Source organism: Labrys sp. ALF-8 (genome assembly GCF_059699065.1).
On sequence record NZ_AP048537.1, the window covers coordinates 235,252 to 254,881 of the forward strand.

At 65.6% G+C, this 19,630-nt stretch carries 17 protein-coding genes; 12 read left to right on the forward strand and 5 right to left on the reverse strand.

The window, feature by feature from the left end; translation table 11 throughout:
• Positions 1-1,008, reverse strand: a complete 1,008-nt coding sequence (locus tag AC6H34_RS01220; RefSeq protein ID WP_497537644.1) for an LLM class flavin-dependent oxidoreductase — start codon at positions 1,006-1,008, stop codon at positions 1-3.
• Between the two features lie 183 nt (positions 1,009-1,191).
• Between AC6H34_RS01220 and AC6H34_RS01225 the strand changes: the two genes are divergently transcribed.
• The 3 genes from AC6H34_RS01225 (at position 1,192) to AC6H34_RS01235 (ending at position 3,031) form a co-directional block, all read left to right on the forward strand.
• Positions 1,192-1,809 (forward strand): DNA-3-methyladenine glycosylase I, encoded by a 618-nt coding sequence (locus AC6H34_RS01225; RefSeq protein WP_448146533.1) that lies wholly within the window; start codon positions 1,192-1,194, stop codon positions 1,807-1,809.
• A gap of 2 nt (positions 1,810-1,811) precedes the next feature.
• Positions 1,812-2,420: an HD domain-containing protein gene (locus AC6H34_RS01230; RefSeq protein WP_497537645.1), complete on the forward strand. Its 609-nt coding sequence runs from the start codon at positions 1,812-1,814 to the stop codon at positions 2,418-2,420.
• 104 nt (positions 2,421-2,524) lie between these two features.
• Complete coding sequence (locus AC6H34_RS01235; RefSeq protein ID WP_448146531.1) at positions 2,525-3,031, forward strand: tyrosine phosphatase family protein; 507 nt, start codon at positions 2,525-2,527, stop codon at positions 3,029-3,031.
• A 19-nt stretch (positions 3,032-3,050) separates the two neighbouring features.
• On the opposite strand, the gene AC6H34_RS01240 is transcribed toward AC6H34_RS01235, so the two are convergent.
• Both AC6H34_RS01240 and AC6H34_RS01245 read right to left on the reverse strand, forming a co-directional pair.
• Complete coding sequence (locus tag AC6H34_RS01240; protein ID WP_497537646.1) at positions 3,051-5,795, reverse strand: DUF2339 domain-containing protein; 2,745 nt, start codon at positions 5,793-5,795, stop codon at positions 3,051-3,053.
• Between the two features lie 97 nt (positions 5,796-5,892).
• Positions 5,893-7,278, reverse strand: a complete 1,386-nt coding sequence (locus tag AC6H34_RS01245; RefSeq protein WP_497537647.1) for a cell wall hydrolase — start codon at positions 7,276-7,278, stop codon at positions 5,893-5,895.
• A 139-nt stretch (positions 7,279-7,417) separates the two neighbouring features.
• Between AC6H34_RS01245 and AC6H34_RS01250 the strand changes: the two genes are divergently transcribed.
• Together AC6H34_RS01250 and ypfJ are read left to right on the forward strand one after the other, a co-directional pair.
• The gene (locus tag AC6H34_RS01250) at positions 7,418-8,251 is read left to right on the forward strand and encodes a uracil-DNA glycosylase (protein ID WP_448146528.1); all 834 of its coding nucleotides are present in this window, start codon (positions 7,418-7,420) and stop codon (positions 8,249-8,251) included.
• Positions 8,252-8,415: 164 nt separating this feature from the next.
• Positions 8,416-9,339 carry a KPN_02809 family neutral zinc metallopeptidase gene (gene ypfJ / locus AC6H34_RS01255; RefSeq protein WP_448146527.1) on the forward strand — a complete coding sequence of 308 codons (924 nt, stop codon included), beginning with the start codon at positions 8,416-8,418 and terminating at the stop codon, positions 9,337-9,339.
• Positions 9,340-9,416: 77 nt separating this feature from the next.
• On the opposite strand, the gene AC6H34_RS01260 is transcribed toward ypfJ, so the two are convergent.
• Together AC6H34_RS01260 and AC6H34_RS01265 are read right to left on the reverse strand one after the other, a co-directional pair.
• On the reverse strand, positions 9,417-10,685 hold the full coding sequence (locus AC6H34_RS01260) for a Gfo/Idh/MocA family protein (RefSeq protein WP_497537648.1): 1,269 nt from the start codon (positions 10,683-10,685) through the stop codon (positions 9,417-9,419).
• 74 nt (positions 10,686-10,759) lie between these two features.
• A complete protein-coding gene (locus tag AC6H34_RS01265) occupies positions 10,760-11,419 on the reverse strand; it encodes a GntR family transcriptional regulator (RefSeq protein ID WP_448151243.1) in 660 nt (219 codons plus the stop codon).
• Between the two features lie 196 nt (positions 11,420-11,615).
• Here AC6H34_RS01265 and uxaC point away from each other — a divergent pair, with 196 nt between their 5' ends.
• The 7 genes from uxaC to AC6H34_RS01300 all read left to right on the forward strand — a co-directional run bounded on the left by uxaC (position 11,616) and on the right by AC6H34_RS01300 (position 19,624).
• Positions 11,616-13,016, forward strand: coding sequence for a glucuronate isomerase (gene uxaC, locus AC6H34_RS01270; protein ID WP_497537649.1), 1,401 nt, complete (start codon positions 11,616-11,618; stop codon positions 13,014-13,016).
• A 154-nt stretch (positions 13,017-13,170) separates the two neighbouring features.
• Positions 13,171-14,460 carry an ABC transporter substrate-binding protein gene (locus AC6H34_RS01275; protein WP_497537650.1) on the forward strand — a complete coding sequence of 430 codons (1,290 nt, stop codon included), beginning with the start codon at positions 13,171-13,173 and terminating at the stop codon, positions 14,458-14,460.
• Between the two features lie 5 nt (positions 14,461-14,465).
• Positions 14,466-15,401 (forward strand): carbohydrate ABC transporter permease, encoded by a 936-nt coding sequence (locus tag AC6H34_RS01280; protein ID WP_448146523.1) that lies wholly within the window; start codon positions 14,466-14,468, stop codon positions 15,399-15,401.
• A complete protein-coding gene (locus AC6H34_RS01285; protein ID WP_497537651.1) occupies positions 15,394-16,269 on the forward strand; it encodes a carbohydrate ABC transporter permease in 876 nt (291 codons plus the stop codon). The genes AC6H34_RS01280 and AC6H34_RS01285 overlap by 8 nt, the downstream gene beginning before the upstream one ends.
• Before the next feature lie 39 nt (positions 16,270-16,308).
• On the forward strand, positions 16,309-17,346 hold the full coding sequence (locus tag AC6H34_RS01290; RefSeq protein WP_497537652.1) for a Gfo/Idh/MocA family protein: 1,038 nt from the start codon (positions 16,309-16,311) through the stop codon (positions 17,344-17,346).
• Positions 17,346-18,434 (forward strand): Gfo/Idh/MocA family protein, encoded by a 1,089-nt coding sequence (locus AC6H34_RS01295; protein ID WP_497539834.1) that lies wholly within the window; start codon positions 17,346-17,348, stop codon positions 18,432-18,434. Before AC6H34_RS01290 ends, AC6H34_RS01295 begins: the two co-directional genes overlap by 1 nt.
• A 110-nt stretch (positions 18,435-18,544) precedes the next feature.
• Entirely contained in the window at positions 18,545-19,624 is a 1,080-nt protein-coding gene (locus AC6H34_RS01300; RefSeq protein WP_497537653.1) for an ABC transporter ATP-binding protein, read from the forward strand.
• Positions 19,625-19,630 lie beyond the last annotated feature (6 nt).

A 19,630-nucleotide genomic window follows, 5' to 3' on the forward strand; every position in this document is an offset into this window, starting at 1 on the left:
TCAACTTGCCCCTGCAAAGGCGGGTGCGATCGCCACATCCGCGAGAATCTCATAGGAGCGCAAGCTCTTCCCGAAGTCGTAGATCATGTTGGTGGCGATGACCTCGTCGGCACCGGTGCGCGCTATGAAGTCCTCGATACCGGCCTTCACCGTCCTGGGCGAGCCCACGACCGAGCTGAACCGGCTCTGGCGCAACACGGCCTGGCCGACCGCGTCGAGCGTTTCCTCATAGTTCTCCACCGGCGGCGGAATCAGCCCGGGCCTGCCCGTGCGCAGATTGACGAAGGATTGCAGGCGCGTGCTCTGCAGGAACCTGGCCTCTTCGTCTGTCTCGGCTGCCACTACGTTGAGCCCGAGCATGACATAGGGCTTGTCGAGGTGCTGCGAAGGTTCGAAACGGCGGCGATAGATGTCGATCGCGCCTTCGAGGTCAGCAGCCGCGAAATGCGACGCAAAGCCGAAAGGCAGGCCCAGCATGGCAGCGAGCTGGGCACCGAACAGGCTGGACCCGAGGATCCAGATCGGCACGTCCAGACCCGCACCGGGTACGGCCTGCACGCGCTGCTCGGGCTCGGCGGGGCGGAAATAGCTCATCAGTTCGACGACGTCGCGCGGAAAGGCATCGATATCGGCATTGAGATTGCGCCGCAGGGCATGCGCCGTGATCTGGTCCGTCCCCGGGGCCCGGCCGATCCCGAGATCGATGCGGCCGGGATAGAGCGACGCCAATGTGCCGAAGGCTTCCGCCACCATCAGGGGCGCGTGATTGGGCAGCATGATCCCGCCCGAACCGAGGCGGATCGTGCTCGTACCTTCCGCGACATAGGCGAGCGCGACCGCCGTGGCGGCGCTCGCGATGCCCGGCATGTTGTGATGCTCGGCCATCCAGAAGCGCCGGTAGCCGAGCCGCTCGGCATGGCGGGCAAGCTGCCGGGAATTGTTGAGGGCCTGGCCTGGCGTGCTGCCGACGGAGACCGGCGAAAGGTCGAGGATCGAAATCGGGGTCATGAAAATCTGCGGGCTGAAATGAGGACGGTCTGGCTGATATAGGCGCTGCCGCAAAGGAGACAATGGCGTGATGCAGGAGGGCTCGGGCCGGTGCCCTCTCATTTGACGTCCAGCCTCCATGCCGATCCGAGGATCGGCATGCCGGGCCTTCCCGAGTCGGCCTGCCCATGGCAAAGAAGGGTGATGGAACGCACAGCTATCCTTCACGAAGACGGCAAATGGCGCTGCCCCTGGCCAGGCGCAGACCCATTCTACATCGCCTATCACGATCAGGAATGGGGCGTGCCGGAGTATGACGGCCGCGCGCTCTACGAGAAGCTCATCCTCGACGGTTTCCAGGCGGGTCTGTCCTGGATCACCATACTGCGCAAGCGCGAGCATTTCCGGAAGGTGTTCGACGGCTTCGACCCGGACAAGATCGTGCATTACAGGCCCGAGAAGGTCGCCGCGCTGATGGCCGATGCCGGCATCATCCGCAACAGGGCGAAGATCGAGGGCACCATAATCGGCGCCCGCCTCTGGCTGGACATCGAGGAGCACCAGGGTTTCTCGCGCTACCTGTGGGATTTCCTCGACGGCAAGCCCCTCCAGAACACGCCGCGCTCGCTCGGCGACGTGCCGGCGGAAACGGCCCTGTCGCAGAAGATTTCGAAGGACCTCAGGGCGCGCGGCTTCAAATTCGTCGGCCCCACCATCGTCTATGCCTTCATGCAGGCGGTCGGCATGGTCAACGACCATCTGGTCGACTGCTTCCGGCATGCCGAATGCGCCGAACTCGGCCGCAAGGGACATCCGGGCTGACCATGGCGCGCGGCAAGGCAGCAGCCAAGCACCGGGCCTGGCAACGCATGCTGTCGGGGCGCCGGCTCGACCTCCTCGATCCCTCCCCGCTCGATGTCGAGATCGAGGACATCGCCCATGGCCTGGCCCGGGTCGCGCGCTGGAACGGCCAGACCCGCGGCGACGCCATCTTCTCCGTGGCCCAGCACAGCGTGCTGGTGCTCGACATACTCGACGCCATGGAGCCCGGCCTGCCCGACGCGACGCGGCTGATGGTGCTGCTGCACGACGCACCGGAATATGTGATCGGCGACATGATCTCGCCTTTCAAGGCGGTGATCGGCGAAAGCTACAAGGGTGTCGAACTGCGCCTGCTCGGCGCCATCCATCTGCGCTTCGGCCTGCCCGCGACGACGCCGCCCGCGGTCAAGACGCTAACCAAGAAAGCGGACAAGGTTGCCGCCTTCCTGGAAGCGACGCAGCTCGCGGGCTTCGGCATCGAGGAGTCCTGCCGCATCTTCGGCGATCCGCGCCCCTTGCCGAGGCCGATGGATGCAACCAGGCTCGTGCCCCTGCCCGCTGCGGAGGCGCAGCAGATTTTTCTGGATCGCTTTGTCCGGATTTTCGGATAGGCCGGAATGAAATGCCCGCGGGCACGACACCGCCCTCCCAACAATTCGCGGTGCCAGGGCAGTTTGCGATTCCCGGCGGCGCGATCCGAAGGTAGAACGCATCCATGCAAATCAATGTCTGCTCGCTCTCTCTGCTCGATGCCACCGTTGCCGCCACCGGCGCGAAACAGATCCTGACGCTCCTCAATGTCGGTACCAAGGTGGTGCGGCCGGCCGCGGTGGAGGAGAGGATGCATCTCTTCCTCGGCATGAACGACATCATCGAGATGGCCGACGGGCAGATCCTGCCCGGCGAGGACCACCTCTCGCAGCTGCTGCGCTTCGTCACGGCCTGGGACCAGCGGACGCCCCTGGTGGTGCACTGCTACGCCGGCGTCAGCCGCTCCACGGCCGCCGCCTTCACCACCGCCTGCGCCCTCAATCCGCACCTCGACGAGTTCGAGCTGGCCCGGACCATCCGCCGCCTTTCTCCCACCGCCACGCCCAACAAGCGCATCATTGCCCTGGCCGACGCCCGCCTCGGCCGCGAGGGCCGCATGGTCGCCGCCGTCGACGCCATCGGCCGCGGCAACGATTGCTTCGAGGGCGTTCCCTTTGCGCTGACGCTGTAGGGAAGCCGCAAGGGGTCGTTCAGGATTGGTGTTCGGGGGGCGACGGCCTCTTGCCGAACAGCAGGCGCTGATAGACCAGGCCGATTCCGATCAGGGCCGCGCCGAGCCCGATGAAGGAAAGCGCGCGCCAGATGCCCTCCAGTTCGGACAGGTCGAACAGGAACGCCTTGATCACCGACAGCATGATGACGAGCGCAGAGGCAAAACGGATCGGCACCGCCCTGGCCCAGATGCCGAGCGCAAGGAGGGCGACGCCGTAGAGCAGCCATGCGATCGTATATCCCCAGTTCTCGGCCGAGGATTCGATCGAAAAGCCCGGTACCCCGCCAGCGAAGATCTTTCGCACCTCCAGCGTGACATAGAAAAAGCCGAGCACGAAAGCGGATACGCCGCACAGGGCTCGGAAGGCGCCGCTGTCGATGCCCTTCCCGACCCCCTGCCCATACCAGCGCCAGGCGAGCGCGGCACCCGCCGCTGCCAGGCCCGGAAGCACATAGCCAGGAAGCAGCGTATTGAAAAAGGCGCCGCCGGCAACCGGGGTCCAGTCTATCTGCGGATTGGCGACGATCAGCGGCCCGACCAGCGCGAGGCAGAGGCCAAGGACGGTGGCGACCGGTGCGGCGATCCGATAGACGGGGCTGGTCGTGGCGGAGGAGCGAAAGACCAGCACCACCGTCGCAACGAAGGCGAGCGTCGCGTAGAGGCCGGCCTCGGTCAGGCTCATGCCCGGATCGAGCGCTTCGGCGGGTCCCCGCACGCCGAGGCGGATCGCGAAGGTCGCGGCGATGGAGGCGAGGATGACGGCGCCGAGATCGAGGATCGCGGCCGGCAGGTCGACGCGGCTGCGCCGCAGCAGGAGGCCGCCCGTATAGATTGCCGCCGCCGGAATGGCATAGCGCAAGGCGATTTCCCGCCAATCAGGGAAATGATCGAGGAACCCGCCCGCCAGCATCCATGCGCCGCCGAGGCGACCCAGGACAAGGAGCACGAAGCCGGCCGCGCACCAGCGCAGGGCCGGCAGCGGACGCAGAGTCGAGACCCAGGCCGCGCCGAGGCCGGAGAGACCGAACGCCAGCGTCAGCGGCGAATCGGCGATCACGAAGGCCAGCGTCAGCGCCACGGCGCAGCAACTTGCCACGGCATGGAGGGACGAGCCCGCCCCTACGGCCGATCGTGGCTGGTCTGCTGACGCCCGGCCCGCTTCCATCCGCAGGAAGCGCTCCGTGGTGAGAGCGAAGAGCACGGCCAGGCCGGCCGCAACCGCGCCGAAGGGCAGGCTGGAGCGGAAGCTTTCGATACGAAGATAGGCGGTCGCCAGGGCGAAGACCGGCGTTCCCGCTCCGGCCAGCGCGAGCGCGAGGCCCGGCTGGAGCGCTCGCGGCTGTCGCATCAGGCTGGCTGTGGTCGCCGCGAACAGGACCGCCGCCGGGATGATCGCCATTTCCAGATAGACCTGCAGCGCATCGGGCATCAGGAACGGCAGGTAGAGATGGCCCGGCAGGAGCATTACGGGATCGGCGGCGATCTGGCTGTCCACCGGCCAGATCCACAGGCAGGCAAGGCCAACCAGCCCAGCCGCCACGGCGGCCGGCGCCAGGGCGTCGAAGGCGAGCGCGCTGGCAAGCGCGGCGGCCATCACTACGAGCAACGTGGCCAGCGTCTCGTGGGAGAAGAAGCCGGCGTCCGCAAATGCCAGCGCCAGGATCGAAAGCCCACCGAGAGCCCCGACCCCGACCCAGTCGAAGGACTGATAGCTCCTGCCGCGGTGCGGTTCATAGATCAGCACCGCGCCGACCAGCACGGTCAGCGCCAGGACATAGGCGACCACAACGCCGGTATCCTCACCGGCGACGTCGATCAGCACGAAGCCGTAGAGCAGCGCGGCTAGCGTGGCGGTGACGGCAAGCCAGCGCCAGAGGCGCGCACGGGCCAGAACGAAGGCGGCCGCCGTCACCGCGAAAACGAACAGGCCCAGTGCCCAGGGATTCGGCTGATCGGAGGAAACCAGCAGCGGCGTGCCATAGGCGCCGACCAGACCGAGGCCGGCGAGCCCAGGCCCGTGCAGTGCGGCGGCGTACATCGTCGCGACGCCCACCGCGCCAAGCAGGATGAAGGCCAGCGCGGGACCGAGGAACGCATAGACGGCGTAGGCCGCATAGATGGTGGCGAACAGCGCCACGGTCCCGGCGGCGGTGACGATGCCGGGTATATAGGCGACCCCGCTGCGTTCGGGCGCCACCGGCCGGCGCCGCAGATATTCGCCGGCCGCGAGCAGCACCAGCGAGAACAGCAGCCCGGCGATGATGCGGGCAGCCGGGCCGAGCAGGTCCTCCTCTATCGCGTACCGGACCAGGAAGGCACCGCCCAGCGCCAGTGCAACGCCGCCGACCCAGACGGCCCAGCGCGTGCCGAGGCGCTCCTCCAGGCTGACCGCCGGTTTCGGAAGCGCTCCCTTCCGGACCGGTGCCGGCCGTGGGACGTTCGGCGTTGGCGGCATGGCAGGCTGCATCGGAGCCTGCGCGCCTTCCGGCCCCTTCGTCGTATCATGCTGGGCCGGCGCCACGGCGACAGCGACCGGCGCCTCGCGAACTGTGGGCGTAGCAGCCGCGGCTTCGCCGCGCCGCGCCTGGAGATGGGCGACCTGCTGCTCCAGCCGGCGCACCTGCCCCCGCAATCCCAGGGACATCACGAAGCTCGCGATCGCCAGAATGGGAACGGCGAGCACCAGGAGAACGGCGACGAGGATCAGGGCATCTTCAGACATGCTTCTGCTTATGCCGGAATCGAGGCCATTTATATGCCGGCGGTTACACAACCTGTGGATGTGTCAGGTTGCAGCCAGGCAGGCCGCCTCGCCCCCGTCAGGCCCACCACTTCACGCGGTAGAAGATGTGCTTGCCGATCTTGTCCTTCTCCGTCATGTCGCGCAACCAGCGCGGCCGGACGTAGTTCGCATGGTAGTGCGTGGCATTGCCGACTTCGGGAATCCAGTCCTTGGCGTTCATCACGCGCTCTGCGATGACCAGGGCCTGTTCCCAGGGCGCCTGCTCGGTGACCTTGTCAGCTACGAGGTCGCAGGCGAAGGAGAACTGGCATCCTCCGTAACGCCGGTTGCTGGCCCCCTGATAGACCACGTCGCAGATGTTCTTGGGGTAGAAAGGGGAACGCAGGCGGTTGATGATGACCTGCGCCACCGCGACCTGCCCTTCCCGGCTTTCGCCCCGCGCCTCGAAGTAGATCGCGGTGGCGAGACAGATCTGCGCCTTCGTGAAGGCAACGGGCGGAAGATCGAGCGGGCGCGGCTTGCCGTCGTCGAAACCGGGCAGTCCGGCAATACGGGATTTCTTCTGCGCGTCCGTCAGTCCCTCTTCGTCGCTCAGATCGGGGAGAGCCTCGGCATCGTCGGGCGTGATCGGCTGTACGCTGGCCAGGGTGACCGCGGACTGCGTGACGGAGGGATCGGCCATCGCCATCTCCACGGGCGCGCTTTCGTCCGAGCGGGTGGTGCCGCTGGTGAGATTTGCCAGGTCGGGCCGGCTGGCCGCCGGCGACGTGCCGCCGACCGGCGCCAGCGAATGATCGAGCGGTACCGCGCCGTCGCTGCCGCCGACGGCGAGGTCGGCCGTCATCAGCCTTTCCGCCATGCGGGTAGCGATGATGGACGTCAGCCGGGTCGTACGGAACTGCTGCAGTCCTTCGGCGGTCTCCGGCGGCTGGAGCTTGCGCGACATGCGCGCCATCGGCCTTGCTCCCGTGCGCGGCATGAAGAAGCCATCGCTTCCATCGGCCGTGTAGGCAGCGTTCGCGACGGGCCCCCGCTCGGGATTGAGATCGCCCTTCCCGGCCCGCATCACCATCGGCCACCCCTCGGCATTCCTCTTCATTCCATCATGGATGGGTGCGCTCGGCGGTCCCAACTCGGCTGCGGATTCGCTGAAATCGTCGCGGCTTGGAGTCAGCACCAACGAGGCCGGTGTCGCACGCATGACGAAGCCGCCGGAACCGTTCGCAGCCTGCGGCGCCGCGCTCATATCGGCGAGGCTGAGCTGCGGCATGCTGAAAAGTCCCGCCTGGACGACGCTTGCCGCGCGTACACTGAAGATGCCGACCGGCCTGTCGAGTGCGCCGTGCATGCTGGCCGTGACCGTCGGCCCGGTCTGCACCGCCGTGCAGCGGCGATAGACCATCGTGCTTGTCGCGCCGGCGCACAGCAGGAGAGCGATGATGACGGGCCGACGCAGAAACATGCACGGTGCTCACGGGTTTGGACGACAGGACGAAACGGTGAGCCCATTGATGATGCATTAACCTTGATGGGGGGTTAACGTGCCGCAGAAGACGGTTCAAAGCGGCACGGCTTTGTTCTATCCTCACACGATGATGCCCATGTCCATTCCGCCCGAAGATGTCGCCGCACTCCTGCGCTGGTATGCCGACATGGGCGTGGACACCGCGATCGCCGAAGAGCCCGTCGACCGTTTCGCCGAAAGCGCCGTGCCCGCCCGGAGCCCATCTCCACTCGCTCGCCCGATTGCCGAAGCGCCGCGCGCGGCCGAGCCCTCTCCATCGGTCCCGCGCCTGGCCACCGCGGCCTCGGCCCTGCTGACCGCAACGCCCGATGCCGTCGAACTTGCGGCGCGCGAGCAGGCGCGCAGCGCCCGGACCCTGGAAGAACTGCGCGATATCCTGGATCGCTTCGAGGGCTGCGCATTGAAGGCGACCGCGAGCAGGCTCGTCTTCGCCGACGGCGCGGCGGATGCCGACATCATGTTCGTCGGCGAAGCGCCCGGCCGCGACGAGGACATTCAGGGCAAGCCCTTCGTCGGCCGTTCAGGGCAGTTGCTGGACCGCATGCTCGCCGCCATCGAGCTCGACCGCACGAAGGCCTACATAGCCAATGTCGTGCCGTGGCGCCCGCCCGGCAACCGCGATCCCACGCCCCAGGAAACCACGATCTGCCGCCCCTTCATCGAACGGCAGATCGAACTGGTCGCTCCGAAGATCCTGGTCTGCCTCGGCGCCCGCAGCGCCCAGGCGTTGCTCGGTGTCACCGAGGGCATCCTGAAGCTGCGCGGACGCTGGCTGGAGCATGAAATCGGCGGCCGGCATATTCGCGCGATGGCAACCCTCCATCCGGCCTATCTGCTGCGCCAGCCGGTGCAGAAGCGACTCGCGTGGCGCGATTTCCGCGCCATCCGGTCAGCACTCTCGAAAGACTGACCGCCACGAGCGAGAAAAACTGGCTTTCCCTACGGAAGTCGCCTCAAAGACACTGGCGGCGGGCTTTGCGGAAACCTACTTTTTGGTTAAGGCTTGGGCGGCTGGAACGAACGAACATGCGGAGCCGCAGCGTGGCGCGCATGGTGGGATCAGGAGACAGGGCCATGAAACTCGACGATATGCGCGCCTCCGACAATGTCGAGGATCGCCGCGGTGACGGCGGCGGCTTCGGCGGGGGCGGCGGCGGCTTTCCCGGCGGTCGCGGGACCATAGGCCTCGGCGGCCTGGTCATCGTGGCGGCTCTCTACTTCCTCGTCGGTCCCGACGCAGCGATCAACGCCCTGAACACGCTCAGCGGCAGCGAACCCCAGGTGCAGCAGCAACAACAGCAACGGCCTTCCAGCCAGGTGGGCGGCGCCGACGACGCGTCGGGCCAGTTCGTGCGCAAGATCCTCGGTTCCACCGAGGATACCTGGACGGAGCTCTTCAAGGAGCAGGCGGGCGGGCGGACCTACACGCCAACCGAGCTCGTGCTCTTCAGCGGCGCCACCAGTTCGGCCTGCGGCACGGCGCAATCGGCCATGGGCCCGTTCTATTGCCCCAACGACAAGAAGGTCTATCTCGACACGCAGTTCTTCGACGAGATGCGCAATCGCTTCAACGCCTGCCCGTCCGGCGAAGGACGCTGCGCCTTCGCCCAGGCCTATGTGATCGCGCATGAGGTGGGTCACCACGTCCAGGATCTGCTCGGTATCCTGCCGAAGGTGCATCAGGCCCAGCAGCAGACCGACGATGCCGGCGCCAACGCCCTCTCGGTGCGCCTCGAACTCCAGGCCGACTGCCTGGCCGGCGTCTGGGCCAATCGCACCCAGCAGGACTTCAAGTTCATCGAGCAGGGCGATATCGAAGGCGCATTGCAGACGGCGCAGGCCATCGGCGACGACATGCTGCAGAAGAAGGCCCAGGGCTATGTTGTCCCCGACAGCTTCACCCACGGTACGTCGGCCCAGCGCCAGCGCTGGTTCGCGGCAGGCCTGAAGAGCGGGCAGATCAATTCCTGCAACACCTTCAACGCCGCACAGCTGTAAGGCGAGCCCCCCTCGCCTACTGGAATCAGGCGCGAGCCTCGGGGTCGCGCCTTTTCTTCACGACGGGACCATCCGGGCTAAGCCGGCTCAGGGAGGCCGCCGAGCTCAGACAACCTGACCGGCCGGCCGGCCTTCATGCTCGCCACCGCCGCCGCGCCGCAGAGCATCGACATGGCTCCCGCGCGGGCGCCGGCCCGCTGGCCCAGAGGATCGGGCGTCCCCTCGCGCAGCAGCATGTCGCGAAGTCGGTCGTCCCCGCCGAAATGGCCGCCGGCCGCATGCGGCACCAGGATGCGCTCGACGCTGCCGAAATTGCGCATCAGCAGGATTTCGTCATGGTCGGGGACGTCGAAGGGCTGGTGCTCATACTGCCGGATCTCGATGCGCCCGCCGGTACCGTTGAAGGCCAGGTGATACCCCTCGATGGGCATGAAGGTGTTGAGCGAGTAGGAAACGATCACCTCGTTCTCGTAGCGCAGCATCGCCGTCATCGTGTCGGGGATATCGATGTCTTCGCGATAGACGCAGCCGTCCCGGAAATAGCCGTCCTCCTTCGAAGGCTCCTCGTAGAGCATCGCCAGCCACTCGTCCTTGCTCATGTCGAGATAGAAGTCGCACTCTCTCGTATGGCCGCAGGTTCCGCAACGCTCGCCCCGGAAGGGACCGTTGCGACCGTAGTTGCGCTGCGTGCCGAAGGCGGAAACCTCGCGCGGTGTCGATTCGAGATACCAGTTCAAGAGGTCGAAATGGTGGGTCGACTTGTGCACGAACAGGCTGCCGGAATTCTTCTCGTAGGCATGCCAGCGGCGGAAATAATCGGCCCCGTGCTGGGTATCGAGATACCAATGGAAATCCACCGAAGTGATGGTGCCTATCGCCTTTTCGCGCAGCAATTGCTTGAGGCGGGCGGCCGTCGGCGCGAACCGGTAGTTGAAGGTGACGTCGACCGGATTGCCGGTGCGGATCTCCGCCTCGAGGATGCGGCGGCACTTCTCCGGCGTCGTCGTCATCGGCTTCTCGGTGATGACGCGGCATCCGGCCTCAAGCGCCTTCACGATGATCTCGTCATGCGTGTCGTCCCGGCTGCAGACGATGACGATGTCGGGTCGCACCGCAGCCAGCATGGCGTCCACATCCGTATAGACAGGAGCGTTCGTACCGATGGCGTTGCGCGCGTGGCCAGCGCGCAGTTCGTTGACGTCGCAGATGGCGACGAATTCGGCACGGTCGCGCCAGCCCGCCAGCAGTTCCCTCCCCCACATGCCCGCTCCGCGATGACCGGTGCCCACCAGCGCCACGCGGTGACGCTCACCGCCTTCCACAACGTTCTCCAAGGCCTTGATCATTGCGAAATTCCTCATGCCGACTGGTCTTTTGACGGTGGATACGGTCACACCTCGCCCGGGCGCGCGCCTGCCGATCAAACGAAATAATCGGGAAATTCGAGGCGAAGCCGACCGATATCGAGTTGCATGACGCCCAGATGGGCCTTGAGGGCGGCACACGCGGCTTCGACGTCATGACGGGCGATCGCGTCGCGGATCAGGTGATGTTCCCCGATGACCTGATGCATCCGGCCAGCGACCGGCAGCGTCAGTCGGCGAGCCCGGTCGATCTGCACCTTCACCTGGCGCAGCAGGCGCGGAATGTTCGGATAGCCGGCGATCAGGGCTATCGCCTCGTGGAAGGCCTCGTCCGCTTCGTGAAAGGCATTGGTGTCACCGAGATCGGCGAGCATGCGCTGGCGAGCCAGGATGGCGTCCAGGCGCGCCATGTCGGCGGCGTCCGCGATCTCCGCCGTGCGCCGCACCGCCGTCTGCTCGAGCGACTGCCGTATCACCGTTGATTCCGGAATCTCCGCGACGCGCACATGGGAGACGAACGTGCCGGACTGGGGAAAGATGTCGACCAGTCCATCCTCGGCCAGGCGGATCAACGCCTCGCGCATCGGCGTCTTGCTTACGCCGAAGCGCTGCGTCAGCGCCCTTTCCTGGAGTGGGGTGCCGGGGACCAGCCGCATGCTGACGATGGCCTCGCGCAGATCGTCATAGATCGCGGTCGCCGTGGTCACCCGGCGCATAGAGGAACGCAGGCCGGACTGCGCCGCCTTGCCTCGCGCGGCCAGGATTTCCAATGCGTGATTGTCGCCGCGGCTTTCCATGGCACGCCCCGGATCGACCCATGCAGGGTCGCTATTTCAAATTTTGACACACTAGTATCTTAGTGTTAAAGCCATCGTCAAGAGGACGCGCCACCAGAACAGGGCAACGCCCAGCATGGCACTACATCCCGACAGGCTGTTTCCGATCGAGGCCGAGGCACGGGCCATCGCCCGGCGCCTCTACGATACCGTCGCCCGCCTGCCGATCCTTTCGCCGCACGGCCATACGGATCCCCGCTGGTATGCGGAGGACGCGCCCTTCCCCGATCCGGCCACCCTCTTCGTCAAGCCTGATCACTACGTAACCCGCATGCTCTATTCGCAGGGCGTGCGGCTGGAAGAGCTCGGCATCCCCTCCCGGGACGGCACGGCCGTCGAAACGGACGGACGCAAGATCTGGCGCCTCTTCGCCAGCCATTGGCATCTCTTCCGCGGCACGCCGAGCCGGCTATGGCTGGAGGATTCCTTCGAGCGCTGCTTCGGCATCGAAGAGCGACTGGCACCGGACAACGCGGATCGCCTCTACGACGCCATCGCCGAGGCATTGAGGCGGCCTGAATTTCGTCCTCGCGCCTTGTTCGAACGCTTCAACATCGAGGCCATCTCGACGACCGACAGCGCCATCGATGAGCTCGACGCCCATCGGCAGATCCTAGCCTCGGGCTGGAAAGGACGCGTCCTCCCGGCCTACCGTCCCGACGGCGTGGTCGATCCCGAGCGTGCCGGCTTCCACGAAGGCGTGCGACACCTGCTGGAGATGACCGGCAAGCCGGCCACCTGGCAGGGTTATCTCGCCGCCCATCGCGAGCGGCGCGCCTTCTTCAAGTCGCTCGGCGCCACCTCCACCGATCACGGCCACCCCAGTGCGAGAACGGCCGATATCGGCACTTCGGCAGCCGAGGCCCTGTTCGCCCGCGTGCTGTCCGGTCCCGCCGGTGCGGAGGACGCCGAACTCTTCCGCGCACAGATGCTCACCGAAATGGCGCGCATGAGCCTGGACGACGGGCTCGTGATGCAAATCCACCCCGGCTCCTACCGCAACCACAACCCCACGCTCTTCCAGCGTTTCGGCACGGATATCGGTGCCGATATCCCCGTCGCGATGGATTATGTGCGGGCATTGAAGCCTCTCCTCGACGCCGTGGGCAATGAGCCGGGCATGACCGTGATCCTTTTCACGCTCGACGAGACCGTGTTCAGCCGCGAACTGGCACCGCTGGCCGGTCACTACCCGGCGCTCAGGCTCGGCCCGCCCTGGTGGTTTCTCGACAGTCCCGAGGGCATGCGGAGGGCACGGGAACTCGCGGTGGAAACCGCGGGCTTCTACAATACGGTCGGGTTCAACGACGATACCCGCGCCTATCTGTCGATTCCCGCGCGCCACGACATGGCTCGCCGCGTCGATTGTGCATATCTCGCCCGCCTTGTCTCGGACCACCGCCTCGACGAGGACGAGGCCCATGAGGTGGCGGCCGACCTCGCCTACAATCTCGCCAAGAAGGCCTACAAGCTCTGATCCCGGCAGCAGCGTTGCCGCGATGTTACAATGAGGAGGTAGAGTAGAGATTTGCGGCGAAGCTGGTTCGAAACAATCGATCCGGCTCCTGATCCAAAGCAACAAAATTAAAAAAGACCAAGATACGGAAACGTCCCAGCAAGGGAGAGAATTGATGAGGGACCATCTCGTTAGTCGCCGTACGGTTCTCGGGGCGGGAGCGGGCCTGGCTGCTTCCGCGTTCCTCGACAGCAATGCCCAGGCGCAGTCGGCCAGCCAGATCCGGGTCTTCTGGTGGGGATCCCAGGAGCGGGCCGATCGCAGCAACAAGGCGGTGGATGCCTTCAAGTCGGCCAATGCCGGCATCGATGTGAAGACCGAATCCGCCGGCTGGAGCGACTACTGGCCCCGGCTCGCCACCCAGGTCGCCGGACAGAATGCGCCGGACCTCCTACAGATGGACTACCGCTATCTGTTCGAATATGCTCGGCGCGGTGCCATCCTCCCGCTCGACCAATATCTCGGCAAGAGTCTCGACATTGCCGACTTCGGCAAGCCCAACCTCGATTCCTGCAGCGTGGACGGCAAGCTCTACGGCATCAACCTGGGCGTGAATTCCTCCGCCGTCGCCTATGACGCCAAGGCGTGGGAGGAGGCCGGCGCCGAACCACCTGCCTTCGGCACGAGTTGGGACGACTTCGCGTCCAGATGCGCCGCCTTCGCCAAGGGAAACAAGCGCCGGAATTTCTACGCCGCCTGCGATGCGAGCGGTGTCGAGCCCGCCTTCGAGCTTTGGCTGCGCCAGCGCGGCAAGGCTCTCTATGACGCCGACGGCAAGCTCGCCTTCGACGCCAAGGATGCTGGGGACTGGTTCAAGATGTGGGGCGCATTGCGCGATGCGGGCGGCTGCGTCTCGGCCGACATCCAGGCTCTGGACAAGCTCACCCTCGATACCTCGCCGCTGGCCCTGGGCAAGGCTGCACTGAGCTTCCTGCACGCCAACCAGTTCATCGGGGCGCAGGCCCTGAGCAAGGCAAGACTCAGCATCACCGCCTACCCCGTCACCACGGGCGGCAAGCCGGGGCACTACTACAAGCCCTCGCAGATGTGGTCGATCGCCGCTTTCTCGAAGGCGCCGGGCCTTGCCGTGAAGCTCGCCAACTTCACGGTGAAGGAGCCCGAGGGCGTCAAGGCGCTCGGCGTCGAGCGGGGCGTGCCCGCCTCGCCCAAGGTGCGTGAACTCCTCACGCCTTCGCTCGACGAGACAAGCAAGCAGATGGTCGACTATGTCGGCAAGCTCGATCCCTATGTCGGGCCGATCCCGCCCTCGCCGCCCAAGGGCGCGGGCGAGGTCGCGTTCGTGCTGCAGCGCCTGAGCCAGGAAGTCGCCTTCGGCTCTTCCACGCCGGAAGACGGCGGCACGCAACTGATCACGGAAGCCGAGTCGATCCTCAAGCGGGGGTAGCCGCGATGACCGCTCCCTCCGCAAGCATCGCTTCGCCGGGCCGACCGCACGCGGCGGCGGCCGGTTGGTGGAGCCGGAACGGCGCTGGCTACCTCTTCCTGGCGCCCTGGCTGCTGGGCTTCCTGTGCCTGACGCTGGGACCGGCACTGGCTTCGTTCTACCTCTCCTTCACCGACTACGACCTCCTGCAGAGCCCCAACTTCATCGGTGCGGAAAATTACATCCGCATCGCCACGGGCGACCCGAAGTTCGCCGCGGCGATGAAGGTGACGCTGATCTATGTCGCGCTGTCCGTGCCGCTGAAGCTGATCTTCGCGCTCGCCCTCGCCATGGCCTTCAACCGGGGCATCAGGGGGCTGCCGATCTATCGTGCCGTCTTCTACCTGCCCTCGCTGCTCGGCTCCTCGGTCGCCATCGCCGTGCTTTGGCGCCAGCTCTTCGCCGCGGACGGCCTCGTCAATTCGCTACTCGCCTATCTCGGCATCAACGGGCCGAGCTGGATTTCCAATCCACGCTACTCGCTCTACACGCTGGTGGTGCTTTCGGTCTGGCAGTTCGGCTCGCCGATGATCATCTTCCTGGCGGGCCTGCGCCAGATTCCGCAGGACATGTATGAGGCCGCCAGCCTCGACGGCGCCTCCAAGGCCCGGCAATTCTTCAAGATCACCTTGCCGTTGCTCACGCCGGTGGTGTTCTTCAACTTCGTGATCCAGACCATCGAGGCCTTCAAGGCCTTCACGCCCTCCTTCATCATCTCGGAGGGCAGCGGCGGCCCGATCAACTCGACCCTGTTCTACACGCTCTACCTCTACCAGGAGGCGTTCAGCTATTTCCGCATGGGCTACGCGGCGGCGCTCGCCTGGATCCTGGTGCTGATCATCGCCGTGTTCACCGCTTTCTCCTTCCTCACGTCGCGCTACTGGGTGCATTACGATGACTGATGCCGCTCAAACCTCCGCCGACATGACGCCGGAGCGCTCGATCCTGCGCTCGACCTTCATCCATGCCGTGCTGATCGCTCTTTCCTTCGTGATGCTCTATCCCCTCCTCTGGATGCTGTCGGGCTCGCTGCGGCCAGCCAACGACCTCTTCGGCGACAACGTCTCGCTGATCCCCTCGCAGGTCTCGGTCGAGGCCTACCCCAAGGGCTGGTTCGGGCTTCAGGTGAGCTTCGGCACCTTCTTCTTCAACTCGCTGGCCATTGCGGTGCTGGCGACCATCGGCAATGTCATGGCCGCATCGCTCACGGCCTATGCCTTCACCCGCCTCGAGTTCACCGGCAAGCGCTTCTGGTTCGCGCTGATGCTGGGCACGCTGATGCTGCCCTACCACGTCACCCTGATCCCGCAATATGTGCTGTTCCAGAAGATCGGCTGGGTGAACACCTGGCTGCCCCTGGTCGTGCCGAAATTCTTCGCGGTGGATGCCTTCTTCATCTTCCTGATGGTGCAGTTCTTCCGCGGCCTGCCCAGGGAACTGGACGAGGCCGCCCAGATGGACGGCTGCAGTGCCTGGCGCATCTACTGGAAGATCATCCTGCCGCTTTCCGTTCCGGTTCTGGCCACCGCGGCCATCTTCTCCTTCATCTGGACCTGGGAAGACTTCTTCGGGCCGCTGATATACCTGAACGATATCAATACCTACACGGTGCAACTTGGTTTGCGCTCGATGGTCGACGCCAGCGGCGCTTCGGATTGGGGAGCGCTGTTCGCGATGTCGATCCTCTCGCTGATCCCGATCTTCCTGATCTTCCTGTTCTTCCAGCGCCTCCTGATCGAAGGCATCGCCACCACCGGCATGAAGCGCTGAGCGATTTTTCAACGACCTTGCGAGATCGAGACAATCGATATGAACCCTGTGAAATTCGCGATCGACGGCGTCAATCACGACCATATCCACGGCCAGCTTGCCGCCTTGCGCCGGGCCGGCGGCATCTGCACCGGCTTTCATGCCGAGGAGGAGGAACTGGCCGCCGAGTTCGCGGGGCGCTACCCTGATATCCCGCACATCGCGGAGGCCGCTCGTCTCTACGAGGACCCGGAAATCGAGGTGGTCATCAGTGCCGCCATTCCCGGAGACCGCGCCGAGATCGCCCTCAAGGCCATGCGCCACGGCAAGGACGTCATGCTCGACAAGCCCGGCATGACCAGCCTCGAACAGCTGGACGCCGTGAAGAAGGTGCAGGCGGAGACGAAACGCATCGTCTCCATCCTCTATTCGGAGCATTTCGAGGTGCCGGCCACCGTCAGGGCGGGTGAGCTGGTAGCACAAGGCGCCATCGGCGAGATCGTCACCATGGCGGGTCTCGGACCGCATCGCATCCGCAAGCCCCAGCGCCCCCCATGGTTCTTCGAGCGCGAGCGCTATGGCGGCATCCTTGTCGACATAGGCGCGCATCAGTTCGAGCAGTTCCTGTTCTTCACGGGCGCCGAGGATGCCGCGGTGCTTTCGGCTTCCGTCGGCAACCGCGCAAATCCCGACAAGCCCGGCCTGCAGGATGTCGGCGACGTCCATCTCCGCACGCCCGCCGGCGTCACCGGCTACATCCGCGTCGACTGGTTCACGCCCGACGGCCTGCCTGTCTGGGGCGACGGCCGCCTTTTCATCGTCGGCACCGAAGGCACCATCGAACTGCGCAAGTATGTCGACGTCGCTGGCCGTCAGGGTGGCGATCATCTCTTCCTCACCGACGGGAACGGCGTGCACCATATCGACTGCTCCGGCGTGGACCTGCCCTATGGCCGCCAGTTCCTGGCCGATGTCAGGGACCGCACGGAGACCGCGATGCCGCAGGCGCGCTGCTTCAAGGCGATGGAGATCGCCATCGAGGCGCAGCAGATCGCGGAGGCCGGCGGCATCCGGACGAAGCAGGGGGAGACCGCATGATGAGCGAAATCAGGTCCATCGCCGTGGTCGGCCTCAATGTCGGCCGGAACCATATCGTCGAGGGCATCGCGCCGCGTCCCGAGCGCTGGCGTCTCGCCGCCGTCTGCGACACCAACGAGGAAAGGCTCGGGAGGGTTGCCGACGAGTTCGGGGTTCCCACGCGAACCGCGTCCTTCGACGCGTTGCTGGCGCGGGAGGACATCGACGTCATCGATCTGGGCACCCCGCCCGGAACCCATGTCGAACTCACCCTGAAGGCGCTTGCAGCCGGCAAGCACGTGATCTGCGAAAAGCCGCTGGCCGGCTCCGTCGCCGACATTGACCGCCTCGCCGAGGCCGAGAGGCAGAGCGGCCGCCTGCTGATGCCGGTGTTTCAGTATCGCTATGGCGACGGCGTCCAGAAGGCCAGGCGCATCATCGAGGCCGGCATTGCCGGCAAGCCTTACCTCGCTACGGTCGAGACCCATTGGAAGCGTACCCCCGCCTATTACGAGGTGAAGTGGCGCGGCAAATGGGCTACCGAACTCGGCGGGGTATTGATGACCCACGCGATCCACCAGCACGACATGCTCTGCTACCTGATGGGTCCGGTGTCGAAGCTCTTCGCCCGTGCCGCCACGCGGGTGAACGCGATCGAGGTGGAGGACTGCGTGGCCGCCTCCCTGGAAATGGAGAACGGCGCCCTGGTCGCGCTGAGTGCCACGCTCGGCTCGCAGGACGAGATCAGCCGCCTGCGCCTGATGTTCGAGAACGTCACCTTCGAAAGCGGAGGCGAAGCCTACTCGCCCGGCGACGAGCCCTGGCGCATCCTGTCGGCCAATGACGAAGTCTCCGTGAGGATCGAGGCGGTGCTGGAGGGCTACAAGCCCGTAGGCCGGCGCTATCTCGGCCAATTCGATGCCTTCCACGATGCCATCCATGGCCGCGGCCCCAATCCGGTGACCGTGTCGGATGCCCGCCGCTCGCTGGAACTCGCGACGGCTTTCTACCACTCCGCCGAGACCGGCAGCGATGTCGCCCTGCCGTTGGCGCCTGAGCATCCCAAATATCGGGGCTGGCGGCCTGACGAGAAGGAAGCGGCGGAGTGAGTATCCATGGTTGGCCCGCAGGCGCCGAACCTCCTCTGGCGCGTTTCATCTTCGATTGGAACGCGTTGGCATGTCGGCCGTGAGGCCGATCCGACTGTTGTGAGGACACGATGTCGACCAGCATCAGACTCGACGGGGTCGTCAAGCGCTACGGTACGTTGGAAGTGATCCACGGCATCGATCTTTCCATCGATCCCGGCGAATTCACCGTCTTCGTCGGCCCCTCGGGCTGCGGCAAGTCAACGCTGCTGCGCATGATCGCCGGGCTCGAGCGCATCTCGGGCGGCGAGTTGCTCGTCGACGGCGAGCGCATGAACGAAATCCCCGCCTCCAAGCGCGGCATCGCCATGGTATTCCAGTCCTACGCGCTCTATCCGCATATGAGCGTCTACAAGAATCTCGCCTTCGGCCTCGAAACCGCAGGCTACAAACGCGCGGAGATCGATGCGCGCGTGCAGAAGGCGGCGAGGATCCTCAAGATCGAGACCTACCTGCAGCGCCGGCCCAAGGCCCTCTCCGGCGGCCAGCGCCAGCGCGTCGCCATTGGTCGCGCCATCGTGCGCGAGCCCAAGATCTTCCTGTTCGACGAGCCGCTCTCCAATCTCGACGCCGAGCTGCGCGTGCAGATGCGCGTGGAGATCGCCAAGCTCCACCAGGATCTCGGCAACACGATGATCTATGTCACGCACGACCAGGTCGAGGCGATGACCATGGCGGACAAGATCGTGGTGCTCCGCGACGGGAACGTCATGCAGGTCGGCGCCCCGCTCGATCTCTACAATGCGCCTGCGAACCAGTTCGTCGCCGGCTTCATCGGATCGCCCAAGATGAACTTTCTCCCGGCGCGCCTGGCCGGAACGGGGGACGCCATCGAGGTCGCGGGCTGCAGCGTGCTCCTCGGCGCGCCGCTGTCGGGAGCCGGGCGCGGCGAAGCCGTGACGTTCGGGGTGCGGCCCGAACACATCCGGGTCGGCGGAGAGGGTGGCGAGCCCCTGGGAGAGGTCAAGGTCCATCTCGTCGAGCATCTGGGAGGGGGAACCGTTCTCTATGCCACCACGGCCACCGGCGAGAACCTCACGATATCGGCAGCCGGACAGCTGCGCGTGCATCATGGCGAGAGCGTGCCGCTTCGCATCGATCCCGCAAGCTGTCATGTGTTCGATGGCCAGGGCACGACGCTGAGGAGGTAACCCGGC